Below are 14,573 nucleotides of genomic sequence, written 5' to 3'. Positions count from 1 at the left end.
GGTGAAGAAGGCGTTCGATCAAGCGGCAGACCCGAAATCTACCTGGCGTCGTGAGGGTCTGCCCGATCCCGCCAAGCTGGCGGGGCACGGCATCCGCACGCGCGAAAGCCTTGATTGGCTGTCGGCCCGCGAGCCCAGCGATCCCGCGCCAGAGCTGCATATCGACGATCCGGCAATCGACGGTGCCGCGCGGGCGGCAGCACAAGACGAACACCGCGCCCGGATCAACCGGATGCGGGCGGAATTCCGCAGCGGCGCGGTCAAGACGCAGCGGGATTTCGGGACAGCCAGGGACTACCGGGGGTCAGAGCATGAGAGGTGAATTTGCATGATAATTCGGGGGCGTGGTAAAATGGGATATGGGCAAAAGCCGCAGGAACCGCGGGGTTTCATGGTGCGGCGCAGCATTGATCTGATTGGCCCACCTCGCGAGTATCGCGGGGCAACCCTTCGAGAGAGCGACGGAGACGAACAACGGTCCGACCAAATGTCGGGCAACTCCGTCGCGTGTTCATAGAAAGGGTGGTGAACGATGAACAAGACATTTGACGGCACGCCGGACTTGGCCTCGGCATTGGGTCTGGCGCTCCAGACAACGCCGATGTGCAGCGTCGGCATCGATATGGCAAAGTACCGGGAAGTTTTCGATGACCCGGACCTGCCGGATGCAGAGAAGGATGCGATCATCCTGGCGCTGTGGGGCATTCTTGTGAACTTCGCCGATCTCGGCTTCGGCGTTCACCCGGTGCAAGAAGCCTGTGGAAAAGTCGAAAACGTGATTGATAGGCCCGCTCAAGGCGATTCGGATGGGGTAGACTCGGGCCAGAACGCCTTGAGCGAGGATTTCAACACATTGGCGGGCGTGCGGGCCGCCAGAAAGGATGGGTGAATTGCAGGAGTTACATTTCAATCAAACTGTTACAGACCAGAAAGCTGTCATTTACTGCCGCGTGTCCTCGACGAAGCAAAAGCTCTCGGGCGGCGGCCTCGACAGTCAGGAGCATCGCTGCCGCCAGTATGCCAGCGAGAAGGGCTATGACGTCGAAGCCGTCTTCCCTGACGATGTGAGCGGCGGCGGCGATTTCATGAAACGTCCCGGCATGGTGGCGCTGCTCAGCTATATCGAGGCGCAGCCGGACAAGGACTACGTGGTCATCTTCGACGATCTCAAGCGCTTTGCACGGGATACCGAGTTTCATATCAAGCTGCGGCGGGAGTTTCAGAGCCGCGGCGCACGGATCGAGTGCCTGAATTTCCGCTTTGAAGATACGCCGGAGGGGAAATTCGTCGAGACGGTCTTCGCGGCGCAAGGCGAGTTGGAGCGTGAACAGAACCGACGCCAGACAGTCCAGAAGATGAAAGCGCGAGTCGAGAAGGGGTATTGGGTGTTCCAGGCCCCCCGAGGCTATCGCTACGAAAAGACTCGCGAGCACGGCAATCTGCTGGTGCGCGACGAACCTGTGGCCTCGATCCTGGCCGAAGCGATGGAGGGTTACGCCAGCGGGCGGTTTCAGACGCAGGTGGAGGTGAAACGCTTTCTGGAGGGGCAAGCCGCTTTTCCGAAAGACCTGCCGGGCGGTGAAATCCGCAACCAGCGTGTTTACGAGATGCTGACGCGGCCCGTCTATGCTGGAATGTTGGAAGCCCCGAAATGGCAGGTGCCCCTGCGCAAGGGCCATCATGAGCCCCTGATCAGTTTCGAGACCTTCACCCGGATTCAGGACCGTCTGAACGGGACGGCGAAGGCTCCGGCACGCAAGGACATCAGTGCGGATTTCCCGCTGCGCGGATTCATCCTGTGCGATGACTGCGGCAAGCCGCTCACGGCCTGCTGGTCGAAGAGCAAGACGGGTAAGAAGCACCCGTATTACCTCTGCCCGACCAAGGGCTGCGCGAGCTATCGCAAGTCGATCCGGCGCGATGAACTGGAAGGCGATTTTGAGACGCTGCTGAAGCGTCTGGAGCCGTCCAGAAAGCTGTTCCGGCTGGCAAAGGTCATGTTCACCGATATCTGGAACCTGCGTCTTGCACGGGCCGACGAGGACGTGAAAGCGCGCCGTAAAGATATCCACAAGATCGAGAAGCAAATCGATGCGCTGCTCGACCGCATCGTCGAATCCACGAATGCGAGCGTGATCGCCGCCTATGAGAAGCGGATTTCGGCACTGGAGCGCGAGAAGCTGGTGGCTCAGGAGAAGCTGGCGACGACCGGCAAGCCGAAGCACACCCTGGAGGAGTCGTTCGAACTCGCGCTGCGCTTTCTTTCAAGTCCTTGGAATATTTGGAAAAAGCAGGGCTTGGCATGGCAAAAAACAGTCCTCAGACTGGCCTTTTTGGAGCCGGTTGCCTATAGCCGGAAAGAGGGGCTTCGAACCCCAAAAACTACCTTTCCATTCAAGGTGTTAGCGGGTTTTCAGTCGCAAAATTGTGGAATGGCGCACCCAGTAGGATTCGAACCTACGACCTTCGCCTTCGGAGGGCGACACTCTATCCAGCTGAGCTATGGGTGCAAACTGCTTACGCAGTGCTTACTTCAATTTTCCGCGGGATTAAAGCAAAGATCGGCAGACCCGCAAGCCACTGATCCAAAACGTTTATTTTTACTCGCATTCACACAACGGACCCTTGACATCAGCCTTCGGAGGGCAGCGCTCTATCCAGCTGAGCTACGGGTGCCGCCCGTGTTACATAGGCGAATCAAACGGGCGGCGCAAACGGTTTCGACGTGCGCCTAGGCCGGTTTGCGACCCTGCGCCAGCATCGTCATCTCGGGGATCATCGGACCGATCTCCACCTGTTCGAACCCGGCGGCAGACAGGGCCGTGGCCAGCCACGCCTCGTCGACCGAGCGCGCGCGAGGGGTGAACGCCGTGTGCTGAAGCTGCCAGAGTGCGGCCAGCTTTGGCCCGCTGCGGTCCGCGTGAACGACGAAGTCGTGGATCAACAGCCGGCCGCCCGGCGCCAGGTGCTCGAAGGCCCGCGCGATCAGGCCATCATGCGCCTCGCCCGGAACGCCGGAGAAGAGATAGGACATCAGGATCACGTCCTGCTGCCGCGGCCAGTCCGTTTTCAACGCGTCGCCCTCGACATAGGCGATGCGGTCAGACAGCCCGGCCTTTGCCACATAGTCCTGCCCAAGGACCGCCACGTTCGGGAAATCGACAATCGTCGCGGAAAGGTCGGGAAAGGCCTTGCACAAGGTGATCGCGAACGCCCCGGTCCCGCCCCCCACATCCAGCAGCGTCCTTGCGCCCGACAGGTCCACCCGTTTGACCACCTGGCGCGCAGGGCCAAGCGATCCGGCATGCTGCGACTCTGAATAGAGCCGTGCCTCCTCGGGGTCGGAAAACCAGTCGGCATAGGAGGCCGTGGCCTCCGCCGGCAGCCGGCCGGTCAGCGCGTCGTCGATCTGATCAAGCAGGCCGTACATCTGTTGGCCGACCTGCAGGCGCAGGTAGTCGCCGAAGTCGTACTTGGCGCCCTTCACAAGAAACGCCTCTGCCGCGGGGGAGTTCTCGAACCGGCCATCGGATGGCGTCACAAGCCCCATGCCCGCAAGCGCGGTCAGAAGCGTTTCCGCCCGATCTTCCTCAAGCGCCGTCTCGGATGCCAGCGCGGCGGGCGTGCAGGCTCCCTTGGCGATCCTGGTGAAAACGCCGGCCTCAAGGGCTGCGAAAAGCGCCTTCGAGCCCATGAACCCGAAGGCAATTTCCGAAATCTCGTCGGCCGTGGTCAGCGACGTCATGGTCTTTCCCCCTGCGTTTCCAGATTGAGGGGGAGGTTACCAAAGGGCGCCAGGAAAGGCCAGAAAGCGACATGGTCAAGTCGCTATCGAACCTCGATCAGGCGAACAATTCGTGACAAAGTTCCAGCGCCTCGACCAGTTTGTCGACTTCCGCGTTGGTGTTGTACATCGCAAAGGATGCCCGGCAGGTGGCCGAAATCCCAAGATGATCCATCAGCGGCCCGGCGCAGTGGTGGCCCGCGCGCACCGCCACGCCCTTCTTGTCGAGAACGGTGGAAATGTCATGGGCGTGGGCGGGGCCTTCGAGAACGAAGGAGAATATCGCGCCACGGCTGTCCGACCGGCCCTGCACCTGCAACCAGTTCAGCCCTGAAAGCCGCTCCATCGCATAGGCGGTGATCGCCTTTTCATGGGCGGCAATGGCCTCCATCCCGACGCCCATCATGTAGTCCAGCGCCACGCCAAGACCGATCTGCTGCACGATGCCGGGGGTTCCCGCCTCGAACTTCATCGGCGGATCGGCATAGGTGACGATGTCCTTGTGCACCTCACGGATCATGTCGCCCCCGCCAAGGAAGGGACGCATCTCGGCCATCCGGTCCTTCTTGATATGGATCGCGCCAGACCCCGAGGGGCCATAAAGCTTGTGCCCCGTGATGACATAGAAATCGGCGCCAAGGGCATCGACATTGACCGGCTGGTGCACCGCGCCCTGACTGCCATCGACCAGCACCGGCACGCCCTTGTCATGGGCGCCCTTCACGATCGAGGCCACGTCGACGACTGTTCCCAGCACGTTCGACATGTGGGTCACGGCGACCAGCCTGGTTTTCGGGCCGATGGCATCGATTACCGCCTGCGGGTCGAGGTTGCCGTTGACGTCGACATCCACCCATTTCAGGACCACGCCCTGCCGTTCGCGCAGGAAGTGCCACGGCACGATATTGGCGTGGTGCTCCATGACCGACAGCACGATCTCGTCGCCCGGCTCCATCCGCGGGGCGGCCCAGGCGTAGGAGACGAGGTTGATCCCCTCGGTCGCGCCGGAGGTAAACACGATCTCGTCTTCATCCGCCGCCCCAAGAAACCGCGCGATGATACCCCGCACAGCCTCATACTTGTCGGTTGCGAGGTTCGACAGATAGTGCAGGCCACGATGGACGTTTGCGTATTCCTCCGCATAGGCGCGGGTCACCGCATCGATCACCACCTGCGGCTTCTGCGCAGACGCGCCGTTGTCGAGATAGACAAGGGGTTTGCCGTTCACCTCACGCGAGAGGATCGGGAAATCGGCGCGGATCTTTTCCACGTCGAACGGTGCTTTTTCATCATACATCGGAGACGGCTCCGCCAAGTGTTATGCCAAGGATGGTCATGATCAGGGTCATGCCGAAAGCGATGCCCACCGTCGATGCGATGATACCGACGAAGGTTTTCAGCACCGAGGGAAAGCCATGAAGCACGGCTACGAAATGGCTGAGAAGCCAAAGAGACAGGCCAAGGCCGAGAATCCCGATCAGGCTTGCAATGGGGGGCATTATGATCAGGAACACGATCTGGACCACCTGCAGGCAGACCATGATGAATTGCAGCCAGACCGTAAGGGCCATGGCCCCGGCAAAGGTCCCCGTGCCACCGACCGCGCGTCCAATGAAATGGATCGCGTAGATTGCCACGACCAACAGCCCGAACTGGCTGACCGCGGTCAGGAGTGGATTGGCCACCAGCATCTGCGGGACGAGCCCCGTCGGAGACCCGATCAGGTAGTTGTTCAGTTCGCTCAGCAGTACACCGACCGCGACCATGGCCACAAGCGCCTCCCACAAGACGCCTTCGCCGGGGGCAAGGGCCAGAACGCGCCTTGCACCGGTGGCAGGATCGCTGACCGTGTCACGGGCCAGCGCAAGCAGAGAGGGGCGGGGGTCTGTCATGAGCGGATGTCTCGGTATGTCAGGCACGGCCGAACGCCTCGGCCTCTGCCAGAGACAACAGCCAGATCGCCAGAAACGCAACCGCAAGGACGGTTGCGACAAGCGAAAGCGCCATTCCTCCGCCGATGAAGCCCGCCACAAGTCCGTGCAGAAGCCACACGGGAGAGACCGCCAGCAACGCCCAGAACAGTGCCAGCCTTGCCCCGAACCACGTTCCCTTGCCACCCAGCATACGGGCCAAAAGGTGGCTGAAGGCGGCAAAGCCGTAGAAGAAGAGCGGCATCAGGAACATCCACGCCATCAGGGCGCCGCCCAGGCGCGCCTCTAGCGGAATCTCGGGATGCAGAAAGGATTCACGCGCAAGGCGGGGCCATTGGGCGATGAAGATCAGGAAACAGGCCACCATCAGATAGACGATGGCCCGGTCTTCGCGCGGACCTGCCTGCAAGAGCCGCCGGATCGTGGCGCGGGGTGCGCGCCACGTCGCGGCGATATCGCGGGTGACGGCCAAGGTCAGCCCCGGTGACGTCCCAGCCATGCGGCCAGGCGTCCGACGATCTCTTCGCGGATCTCTTCCGACTCGATCTCCTCGATCGCTTCGGCAAGGAAGGACAGCACCATGAGGTCCTGTGCCTCACTCTTCGGCACCCCGCGGGAGCGGAGGTAGAACAACGCCGTCTCGTCGATGGCGCCGCTTGTGGACCCGTGCGAGCACGCGACGTCGTCGGCATAGATCTCAAGTTCTGGTTTGGCGAGGAACTGGCTGTCGTCATCCAGAAGCAGAGACTGGGAAATCTGATACCCATCGGTCTTCTGCGCGCCCGGCTGGACGAGAATCTTGCCCTGGAACACGCCGGTCGCGCCGTTCTTCAGCACCTTCTTGAACACCTGACGGCTTTCGCAATGCTCCGCATCGTGGGTGATGAAGACGGTGTCGTCATGCAGGAAGGTACCATCGCCCATGCAGGCACCCGCGACATGGGCAACCCCATTGTCACCGGTGAACTCGATCACGCATTCATTGCGGGTCAGCGCGCCGTTCATGGTCATGGTGAACGACTTGAAGGTGCTTTCCTTGCCCAGTCGCGCGAAGACATGCGTCGCGGCCCTGCGCTCATGATCGCGGCCTTGGGTGCGGACATGGTGGAAGGCACCGCCATCGGCGATGTCGATCTCCATCACCTTGTTGAAGCGCGCCGCGGCCGGCCCGTTTTCCAGAACGGTCAGGTCTGCGCCTTCCTCGACCCGGATGCAGTGGTGCAGGATCGCGTCGGACGCCTCCGACTTGTGAAGGTAGATGAGGTTGACCGGCTTTTCGGCCCGCCCCGTCGCCCGGATCAGCACGCCGTCGGTCGCAAAGGCGGTGTTCAGCGCCGCCAGCGGCCGGTGCACATGTTCGTGGGATTGCGCCTCCAGCGTGCCATAGAGCGCCGAGGCCCAGTGAATGTCCTGCGTCTGCGCATCGGCGAGGCGGGAGATCTCCACCCCGGCCAATTCCGGATCGTCCGACGCCTCGGCATCGAATACACCGTCCACGAAGACCAGCTTGACCCGGTCCATCGTGTCGAAGGTCATCGTCTCCACCGGCGGGGCGACGCGCGCCGGGATCGGGGACGGCGCGATCAGATCGGCGGGGTTGGTGAAACGCCAGTATTCATCGCGCCGCGCAGGCAGGCCCATCGCCATGACCCGCGCCTGGGCGGCAGAGCGCGGCAGGCTGGTCCAGCCGGCGTTCTCCGGCCGCGACAGAACCTCCAGCCGCGCTTCGGTTGCGGTCTGTTTCGCCTGCGGCAATCCCATTACGCGGCCTCCCCGATCAGGTCGGCATAGCCGTTCTTTTCGACTTCCAGCGCCAGTTCGGGGCCACCCGTCTTGATGATCTGACCATTGTACAGGATGTGCACGATATCGGGCACGATGTGGTCCAGCAGCCGCTGATAGTGGGTGATCACAAGGAACCCGCGGTCGGGGCTGCGCATCGCGTTCACGCCATCGGCCACCAGTTTCATGGCGTCCACGTCAAGACCGGAGTCGGTCTCGTCAAGGATGCAGACCTTCGGTTCCAGCATGGCCATTTGCAGGATCTCGTTGCGCTTCTTCTCCCCGCCGGAGAAGCCGACATTGACCGGACGCTTCAGCATCTCGGCATCGATCTTGAGGTCTTTCGCCTTCGCCCGAACTTCTTTCAGGAAGGCGGCAGCGTCCAGTTCTTCCTGCCCGCGGGCCTTACGCTGGGCATTCACCGCGGTACGCAGGAAGGTCATGTTGCCAACCCCGGGGATTTCCACCGGATACTGGAAAGCAAGGAACAGGCCGGCCGCGGCGCGCTCTTCGGGTTCCATCTCAAGGATATCCTTGCCGTCCAGCATCGCAGTGCCTTCGGTCACCTCATACCCGTCACGACCGGACAGGACGTAGGACATGGTGGACTTGCCCGAGCCGTTCGGCCCCATGATCGCGTGCACCTTGCCGGCTTCAACCGTCAGGTTGATCCCCTTGAGGATTTCCTTGCCTTCTTCTTGAAGCGACGCTTTGAGGTTTTTGATTTCAAGCATGGTCTGGTCCTTACGCAATCGTGACGGCCGTGCCGGAGGCCGACACCATCAGCATGTTGTTGATGACTTCGTAATCGAGATCGACGCCCACCACGGCGTTGCCGCCTTTGGCGACGGCCCGCTCTTCCAGTTCGCGCAGGGCGGTTTCCCGCGCCTCGGCAAGCGACTGCTCATAGGCCGAGGAGCGCCCGCCGATGATGTCGGTGATCCCGGCAAAGATATCGCGAAACACGTTCGCACCGAGGATCGCTTCGCCCACGACAACGCCGTGATAGGCGCTGATGGTCTTGCCCTCGACGGTGGGGGTGGTGGTGACGATCATGGTTGTCTTCTCCCACGGATTCATCGGCGCCCTAGCCCACGCTGCCTTCAAGGCTGATCGCGACAAGCTGCTGGGCCTCCAGCGCGAATTCCATGGGCAGCGCCTGCAGCACCTCCTTGCAGAAGCCGTTGACGACAAGGGCCACTGCCTCTTCCTCGTCCATGCCGCGCTGGCGGCAATAGAAGAGCTGGTCGTCATCCACCTTGGACGTCGTCGCCTCATGTTCGACGCGAGAGGAGTTGTTGCGCACCTCGATATACGGCACCGTATGCGCCCCGCAGTTGCCGCCGATCAGAAGGCTGTCGCACTGGGTGTAGTTGCGGCTGTTCTTGGCCTTGGGATGCATGCTGACCAGACCACGATAGGTGTTCTGCGCCTGCCCCGCCGAAATCCCCTTGGACACGATCCGCGAGCGGGTGTTCTTGCCCAGATGCACCATCTTGGTGCCGGTATCGGCCTGCTGGAAGTTGTTGGTGATGGCGATGGAATAGAACTCGCCCTGGCTGTCGTCGCCGCGCAGGATGCAGGACGGGTACTTCCACGTCACCGCGGAACCGGTTTCCACCTGCGTCCACATCACCTTCGACCGCGCACCCCGGCAATCGGCGCGCTTGGTAACGAAGTTGTAGATGCCGCCCTTGCCGTTCTCGTCGCCCGGGAACCAGTTCTGAACGGTGGAGTATTTAACCTCGGCATCGTCCAGCACCACGATCTCGACCACCGCGGCGTGCAGTTGCGCGGTATCGCGCTGCGGCGCGGTGCAACCTTCCAGGTAGCTGACATAAGCTTCCTTGTCGCAGATGATCAGCGTGCGCTCAAACTGGCCGGTGTTTTCCGCATTGATCCGGAAATAGGTCGACAGCTCCATCGGGCAGCGCACCCCCGGCGGCACATAGACGAAAGAGCCGTCAGAGAAGACCGCAGAGTTCAGAGTGGCATAGAAGTTATCCGTCTGCGGCACCACGCTGCCGAGGTACTTCTTGACCAGTTCCGGGTGGTTATGGATCGCCTCTGAGATCGAACAGAAGATGACGCCCGCCTCGGCCAGTTCCTTCTGGAAGGTGGTGCCGACGCTGACGCTGTCGAACACCGCATCGACGGCAACCTTGCGGCTCTCGTCCGCTTCCTCGGCGCCTTCGACACCGGCCAGGATCATCTGTTCCTTCAGCGGGATGCCAAGTTTCTGGTAGGTCTCCAATAGCTTGGGGTCGACCTCGTCCAGCGACTTGGGTTTTTCCTCCATGCTCTTGGGGCGGGCATAGTAGTATTGCTTCTGGAAGTCGATCTCGGGATACTCGACCATCGCCCAGTCGGGCTCTTCCATGTTCTGCCAGCGGCGGAAGGCGTCCAGCCGCCAGTCGGTCATCCATTCGGGTTCGTTGTTCTTGGCCGAGATCAGGCGCACGATATCCTCGGTCAGCCCCATCGGGGCATATTCCATCTCGATATCGGTATCCCAGCCGTATTTGTACTTTCCGGCCATGGACTGGACGGTTTCGACGGTCTCCCGGTCAACCCCTTCCCTGATCTCGGTCTTGTCCTTGACCTCGGCATTGTCGAAAGCAGCCATCTCTTTTTCGTCCGCCTCTCTGGTCTCGGCCGCCGCACTGCGCGGCAGCGCCGGTTTGAATTCGCCTCAGCCCCGACGGGCCTGAAACCTTGCTTCGGCCGCGCACCATGCATCCGCAAAGCGCAGCACATCGTCCTGTTGCGTGCCCGGCCCAATCGAGACCCGGATGGCAGAGGCAGCCGCCTCCTCCCCCAGTCCCATGGCCCGCAGCACGCGGCTGGCCCGCAACTTGCCCGATGAACAGGCCGATCCCGCGGAAATCGCGAAGCCGGCGAGGTCCATCTGCATCACCTGCGTCTCGCCTTTCCATCCCGGTGTGGCAAAGCACGAAGTGTTGGGCAACCTATGCGATCCTTTCCCGACAAAAATAGTCCCTCTTGCGCGCTCTGCAATCGATTTTTCTAGAATACTTCTAAGATGCTCGATTTCTGACCACTTTCCGGCGGCCAAGTCCGCTGAGGCGGCGCACGCTGCGGCGCCGAATCCGGCAATGCCTACAATGTTCTCGGTTCCGGCGCGTCGCCCCGTCTCCTGCCCGCCGCCGCGAATCTGCGCGACGATGTCGCACCCCCGCCGGATCACGAGCGCGCCGATGCCTTTCGGGCCGCCGATCTTGTGCGCCGAAACCAGCGCCATCTCGGCCCCCAGCCAGTTGAAGGCGACCGGCAGCTTGCCGAATCCTTGCGTCATGTCGCACACGGCCAGGCCCGCGGGGACCTCTTGCACCACGCCGGTTTCAGAATTGGCCAGTTGCAGGGCCGTCGCGCCCGGGTCTGCCACCGCCGCCTGGCCCTCGCCGGTCACCGGCAGCGCCGGATCGACCCAGGCCGCGACCGCATCATGTTCAATATCCCCGGCCACCAGCCCGCGGCCGGCGCAGGCCAGCGCCGCCGCCTCGCTCGCCCCGGAGGTGAAGATGACATCGGCCCCGTCCGCCCCCAGCGCCTCGGCCACCTGGGCGCGCGCGGTTTCCACCAAGGCCCGCGCCGCGCGTCCTTCGGCATGGACGCTGGAGGGATTCCCGACGACATCCATGGCCGCGGTCATCGCCGCCCGCGCCTCGGGGCGCAGCGGCGCCGTCGCGTTCCAGTCCAGATAAACGCGGGCCGTCATGCGTCTTCTACCCTTTATTATTGGCCGATATGCCCCATCAAGCGGCCGCGCGGCCCGCGCGACCGGGGGCGGGGTCCGCTACCCCTCGTCCACCACGTGGAACAGGGCCGGGACCGCCGGACAGGGGGCCAAGTCGTTCGCGGTCACGTCAGACAGACGGGTCTGGTGCAGGAAGACATACACATGGGCGCTCAACCCCTCCCAAAGCCGGTTGGTCAGCGATTGCGCCCGGGTGCCAGAGGTGCCCCCCGACACGCCTGCACCCGTATGCATCGCGCTCACCGTCTCGTCCACGGCGACCAGCACCTCTGCCACCCGGATCTCGGGCGCCGGGCGGGCCAGCCGATATCCGCCGCCGGGGCCCCGCACCGACTCCACCAATCCTGCACGGCGCAGCTTGACGAACAACTGTTCCAGATAGGGCAGCGAAATATCCTGACGTTTCGATATCTCCGACAGAGAGACGAGACCGTCCGCCGGCTGCAGGGACAGGTCCACCAGCGCGACCATCGCATAGCGCCCCTTGGTGCTGAGTTTCATGGCACCCCCCGTGCAAATGGTTGACGTTGCCTCGCCCGGTCATTACCTCCGGGGACACCCTGCCCGATCCTGTCGGGCTTCTGCCAGTCCTTATGTAGCCCGCCCGCCTTCGTCAAGAAAACGCGCGCGCACCGCAAGTGAGACCATTACGAATGCCCGAGGTTATCTTCCCCGGTCCCGAAGGACGATTGGAAGGCCGCTACCACCCGCAGAAAGACAAGGACGCGCCCATCGCGATCGTGCTGCATCCCCATCCGCAATTCGGGGGCACTATGAACAATCGCGTCGTGTACAATCTGCACTACGCCTTCTTCAACATGGGCTTCACCGTTCTGCGCTTCAATTTCCGGGGCGTCGGCCGCAGCCAGGGCGAATACGATCAGGGCATCGGCGAACTCAGCGATGCCGCCGCGGCGCTCGATTACCTGCAATCGATGAACCAGAATGCCAAGCATTGCTGGGTGGCCGGGTTCTCGTTCGGGGCGTGGATCGGCATGCAGTTGCTGATGCGCCGGCCCGAGATTACCGGCTTCGTGTCCGTTGCACCGCCGGCGAACATGTACGACTTCTCATTCCTCGCCCCTTGCCCCAGTTCCGGCCTTGTCATCAACGGGACCGCCGACCGGGTCGCACCTCCGGCCGACACGGTCTCACTCGTCGACAAACTGCACGAGCAGAAGGGGATCACGATCACCCACACCCAGATCGAAGGTGCAGATCACTTCTTCCAGGATCCGCACATGGACGCGATGATTGGCAACGTGACGGACTATGTCAAACGCCGTTTGACCGAGGGGACGCGGTAAGCGCAGCCGGATTGCCTTGGGCAGAATGCCTGTCAGGCAACCGCTTTCGGCCGGATGTCGGCGTCGTGCGACGGCGCCGAGAATGCCGCCAGCGACATGTTGAGCCGGTCGGCCCCGTCAGAGACGCGTGCCCCCATGGCCGACATTTCTTCGGCCAGCGCGGCGTTGGCGTGGACGGCTTCGTCGATCCGGTTCACGGCGGTGTTCATCTCCGACAATGCCTCGGCATGCGTACGCGCGCACTGACTGATCGTCGTCGCCCGGCCACTGGCCTGTTCAAGCCGGCCACGAATACCTTCCAGCGCTTTTCCGACCTTGGCCACGAGGTCCGAGCCTTGCGACACGTGATCGGTCGATTTTCCGATCAGGCTCTTGATATCGTTGGCCGCGGTGCCGGTGCTTTGCGCCAGGGCACGCACCTCGGACGCGACGACCGCAAATCCCTTGCCCGCCTCGCCGGCACGCGCGGCCTCCACCCCGGCATTCAGCGCCAGCAGGTTGGTCTGGAACGTGATGTCCTCGATCAGCGCGATGATCGACGAGATCTCCTTGGAGCTGCTCTCGATCAGGGTCATCGCGTCGATGGCATTGTTGACCACACCGGTTGCTTCCTGCGCATCGTCATTCGCGGCACTCGTGCTGTCGCTGACCTCGCTGATCCCTGCCGCCGTCTCTTTCAGAGAGGTCGTCAGATCGCGCAGCGCGCTGGCAACTTCGGTGACATCATGTGCCTGTCCTTCGACCCGCAACGACACGTCGCCCGCGGCGGCGGCAATCGCCGTCGCTTCCCGGCCGAAATCACCGGCCGCGCTTACCGAACCGCTTAGCGACTGGCCAAGCATCGACATCGCGCGATTGAAGTCGGTTCTCAGACGATCATGCGCCTCGGGGAACGGAACATTGATACTGCAATTCAGATCCCCGCGCGCCAAACGCTCCAGCGAGGAACTCAACGCCTCGACAACCCCGGCCGTATCGGCCCCGGCCTGTTCAGAGGCCTCCTTCGCCATACGTGCCTCGGCCGCAAGGTCATGCGCCTGCTCCCGTTGGACGAGAATGGCTTCCCGCTGCCGCTGCGCCTGCAGCATGGACAGGGTGAGGATCGCACCTTCCATGACGACGATCGAGCCGTGCAGCGCCGTCCGCTCCAAGTTGGCCATCAGATCGGCCGACGGATACACCAGCGCGGGCATCAGAAAGCTGAGGGACAGGTGATGCACCGCGGTCGCCGCACAGGCGAGGATGAGGGCCGTCACGCATCGCATTGTCGAGACCACCGCCAATATGGCGAAGAACATCATATGGGTGTCGATCTGCCACGGATGGCCTGCAAGGGACGCCGTGAAAAGCGCCGATTGCCCGATCAGGGCCGTTCCGATGATGTGATGGCGATAGGCGTTCTCCGTGGTGCGGGCAACGATCCCGATACCCGCGAGAAGACCCGACAGCACCAGAAGCGGAAGGATCGCGTTGCCCGCCAGCCAACCGGCCGCAACCGGCAGCGGTGCCATTGCAACAAGGGCCCAGGCGGCCAGCTTGCTGTGGCCATGTTCGGAAAGCAGATCATCGGGTGTCATACTGGTTCCCTCTCGAAACCGCAGAGTGTCAGCAACGCATCGGCATCCAGCACGGCCCACGCGCCAGCCTGCACGGCCCTGTCCGGAGCGGTGAAGACAGCGAACCGGGCCATCGGGGCGATATATGGGCCCACTTCCTGCCCACCGGCGTCCGCAATCACCGCCGCGGCGCCGCCGCCCCATGGGGCTGCGACGACAAGGGCGGGACGCCCAACCTTGGCCGGTCCTGCCATGAGCAATGTCACGGGCACCGTCAAAGCGGTCAGGCAAAGCGTCACCACAAGCAGAACAGTGTCTCCAAGCCGTACGTTTTTCATGCAAGGAATTTGGATCGACTTTATTTCCAAATCCTTGATGCCGACTGGTTTGCCGCCTCCGGTCTATGGAAATACTGGCTCGAATTGTCTTGGTGAC

At 62.5% G+C, this 14,573-nt stretch carries 15 protein-coding genes, 1 tRNA gene and 1 pseudogene; 4 read left to right on the top strand and 13 right to left on the bottom strand.

Going from position 1 to position 14,573, the window contains the following annotated elements; genetic code table 11:
• Position 1 precedes the first annotated feature (1 nt).
• The 3 genes and pseudogenes from RGUI_RS16900 to RGUI_RS22545 form a co-directional block, all read left to right on the top strand.
• Positions 2-322 carry a hypothetical protein gene (locus tag RGUI_RS16900; RefSeq protein WP_081535093.1) on the top strand — a complete coding sequence of 107 codons (321 nt, stop codon included), beginning with the start codon at positions 2-4 and terminating at the stop codon, positions 320-322.
• A gap of 210 nt (positions 323-532) precedes the next feature.
• Complete coding sequence (locus RGUI_RS16895) at positions 533-889, top strand: hypothetical protein (RefSeq protein WP_081535091.1); 357 nt, start codon at positions 533-535, stop codon at positions 887-889.
• A pseudogene (locus RGUI_RS22545) lies at positions 882-1,889 on the top strand (recombinase family protein); the annotation flags it as partial. The gene RGUI_RS16895 and the pseudogene RGUI_RS22545, both read left to right, overlap by 8 nt.
• Before the next feature lie 544 nt (positions 1,890-2,433).
• Here the strand turns inward: RGUI_RS22545 and RGUI_RS16885 are convergent.
• The 11 genes from RGUI_RS16885 to RGUI_RS16835 all read right to left on the bottom strand — a co-directional run bounded on the left by RGUI_RS16885 (position 2,434) and on the right by RGUI_RS16835 (position 11,776).
• Positions 2,434-2,510: transfer RNA gene (locus RGUI_RS16885), tRNA-Arg, on the bottom strand.
• Positions 2,511-2,731: 221 nt separating this feature from the next.
• Positions 2,732-3,745 carry a methyltransferase gene (locus RGUI_RS16880; protein WP_081535089.1) on the bottom strand — a complete coding sequence of 338 codons (1,014 nt, stop codon included), beginning with the start codon at positions 3,743-3,745 and terminating at the stop codon, positions 2,732-2,734.
• A 97-nt stretch (positions 3,746-3,842) separates the two neighbouring features.
• The gene (locus RGUI_RS16875) at positions 3,843-5,081 is read right to left on the bottom strand and encodes a cysteine desulfurase (RefSeq protein ID WP_081535087.1); all 1,239 of its coding nucleotides are present in this window, start codon (positions 5,079-5,081) and stop codon (positions 3,843-3,845) included.
• Positions 5,074-5,676: a YIP1 family protein gene (locus tag RGUI_RS16870; RefSeq protein WP_081535085.1), complete on the bottom strand. Its 603-nt coding sequence runs from the start codon at positions 5,674-5,676 to the stop codon at positions 5,074-5,076. The genes RGUI_RS16875 and RGUI_RS16870 overlap by 8 nt, the downstream gene beginning before the upstream one ends.
• 19 nt (positions 5,677-5,695) lie before the next feature.
• Positions 5,696-6,187 (bottom strand): YIP1 family protein, encoded by a 492-nt coding sequence (locus tag RGUI_RS16865; protein WP_081536147.1) that lies wholly within the window; start codon positions 6,185-6,187, stop codon positions 5,696-5,698.
• Between the two features lie 2 nt (positions 6,188-6,189).
• The gene (sufD, locus tag RGUI_RS16860) at positions 6,190-7,476 is read right to left on the bottom strand and encodes a Fe-S cluster assembly protein SufD (RefSeq protein WP_081535083.1); all 1,287 of its coding nucleotides are present in this window, start codon (positions 7,474-7,476) and stop codon (positions 6,190-6,192) included.
• The gene (sufC, locus tag RGUI_RS16855) at positions 7,476-8,231 is read right to left on the bottom strand and encodes a Fe-S cluster assembly ATPase SufC (RefSeq protein ID WP_081535081.1); all 756 of its coding nucleotides are present in this window, start codon (positions 8,229-8,231) and stop codon (positions 7,476-7,478) included. The genes sufD and sufC overlap by 1 nt, the downstream gene beginning before the upstream one ends.
• Positions 8,232-8,241: 10 nt before the next feature.
• The gene (locus RGUI_RS16850; RefSeq protein WP_081535079.1) at positions 8,242-8,553 is read right to left on the bottom strand and encodes a heavy metal-binding domain-containing protein; all 312 of its coding nucleotides are present in this window, start codon (positions 8,551-8,553) and stop codon (positions 8,242-8,244) included.
• A 31-nt stretch (positions 8,554-8,584) separates the two neighbouring features.
• Complete coding sequence (gene sufB, locus RGUI_RS16845; RefSeq protein WP_081535077.1) at positions 8,585-10,123, bottom strand: Fe-S cluster assembly protein SufB; 1,539 nt, start codon at positions 10,121-10,123, stop codon at positions 8,585-8,587.
• A gap of 66 nt (positions 10,124-10,189) precedes the next feature.
• Positions 10,190-11,236 (bottom strand): cysteine desulfurase family protein, encoded by a 1,047-nt coding sequence (locus tag RGUI_RS16840; protein ID WP_081535075.1) that lies wholly within the window; start codon positions 11,234-11,236, stop codon positions 10,190-10,192.
• A gap of 78 nt (positions 11,237-11,314) precedes the next feature.
• Positions 11,315-11,776: an Rrf2 family transcriptional regulator gene (locus tag RGUI_RS16835; protein ID WP_081535073.1), complete on the bottom strand. Its 462-nt coding sequence runs from the start codon at positions 11,774-11,776 to the stop codon at positions 11,315-11,317.
• 152 nt (positions 11,777-11,928) lie between these two features.
• On the opposite strand from RGUI_RS16835, the gene RGUI_RS16830 reads away from it, so the two are divergent.
• Positions 11,929-12,582, top strand: coding sequence for an alpha/beta hydrolase (locus RGUI_RS16830; protein ID WP_081535071.1), 654 nt, complete (start codon positions 11,929-11,931; stop codon positions 12,580-12,582).
• A gap of 32 nt (positions 12,583-12,614) precedes the next feature.
• Here the strand turns inward: RGUI_RS16830 and RGUI_RS16825 are convergent, their stop codons facing one another.
• Positions 12,615-14,159, bottom strand: coding sequence for a methyl-accepting chemotaxis protein (locus RGUI_RS16825; RefSeq protein WP_172841175.1), 1,545 nt, complete (start codon positions 14,157-14,159; stop codon positions 12,615-12,617).
• The gene (locus RGUI_RS21755) at positions 14,156-14,476 is read right to left on the bottom strand and encodes a hypothetical protein (protein ID WP_172841174.1); all 321 of its coding nucleotides are present in this window, start codon (positions 14,474-14,476) and stop codon (positions 14,156-14,158) included. Before RGUI_RS21755 ends, RGUI_RS16825 begins: the two co-directional genes overlap by 4 nt.
• Positions 14,477-14,573 lie beyond the last annotated feature (97 nt).

The organism is Rhodovulum sp. P5, assembly GCF_002079305.1.
In the GTDB taxonomy this organism is placed as follows: Bacteria; Pseudomonadota; Alphaproteobacteria; order Rhodobacterales; family Rhodobacteraceae; genus Rhodovulum.
The sequence above is the reverse complement of the archived record's forward strand: the minus strand, read 5'-3'. Positions and strand labels throughout refer to the sequence as shown.

Bases quoted from the DNA above. Each gene is read 5' to 3' on its own strand.
- RGUI_RS16850 (WP_081535079.1), bottom strand. From the start codon at position 8,553: ATGATCGTCACCACCACCCCCACCGTCGAGGGCAAGACCATCAGCGCC.
- sufC (WP_081535081.1), bottom strand. From the start codon at position 8,231: ATGCTTGAAATCAAAAACCTCAAAGCGTCGCTTCAAGAAGAAGGCAAG.
- RGUI_RS16870 (WP_081535085.1), bottom strand. From the start codon at position 5,676: ATGACAGACCCCCGCCCCTCTCTGCTTGCGCTGGCCCGTGACACGGTC.
- RGUI_RS16875 (WP_081535087.1), bottom strand. From the start codon at position 5,081: ATGTATGATGAAAAAGCACCGTTCGACGTGGAAAAGATCCGCGCCGAT.
- RGUI_RS16880 (WP_081535089.1), bottom strand. From the start codon at position 3,745: ATGACGTCGCTGACCACGGCCGACGAGATTTCGGAAATTGCCTTCGGG.
- RGUI_RS16835 (WP_081535073.1), bottom strand. From the start codon at position 11,776: ATGAAACTCAGCACCAAGGGGCGCTATGCGATGGTCGCGCTGGTGGAC.
- RGUI_RS16830 (WP_081535071.1), top strand. From the start codon at position 11,929: ATGCCCGAGGTTATCTTCCCCGGTCCCGAAGGACGATTGGAAGGCCGC.
- sufD (WP_081535083.1), bottom strand. From the start codon at position 7,476: ATGGGATTGCCGCAGGCGAAACAGACCGCAACCGAAGCGCGGCTGGAG.
- RGUI_RS16895 (WP_081535091.1), top strand. From the start codon at position 533: ATGAACAAGACATTTGACGGCACGCCGGACTTGGCCTCGGCATTGGGT.
- RGUI_RS16840 (WP_081535075.1), bottom strand. From the start codon at position 11,236: ATGACGGCCCGCGTTTATCTGGACTGGAACGCGACGGCGCCGCTGCGC.
- sufB (WP_081535077.1), bottom strand. From the start codon at position 10,123: ATGGCTGCTTTCGACAATGCCGAGGTCAAGGACAAGACCGAGATCAGG.
- RGUI_RS21755 (WP_172841174.1), bottom strand. From the start codon at position 14,476: ATGAAAAACGTACGGCTTGGAGACACTGTTCTGCTTGTGGTGACGCTT.
- RGUI_RS16825 (WP_172841175.1), bottom strand. From the start codon at position 14,159: ATGACACCCGATGATCTGCTTTCCGAACATGGCCACAGCAAGCTGGCC.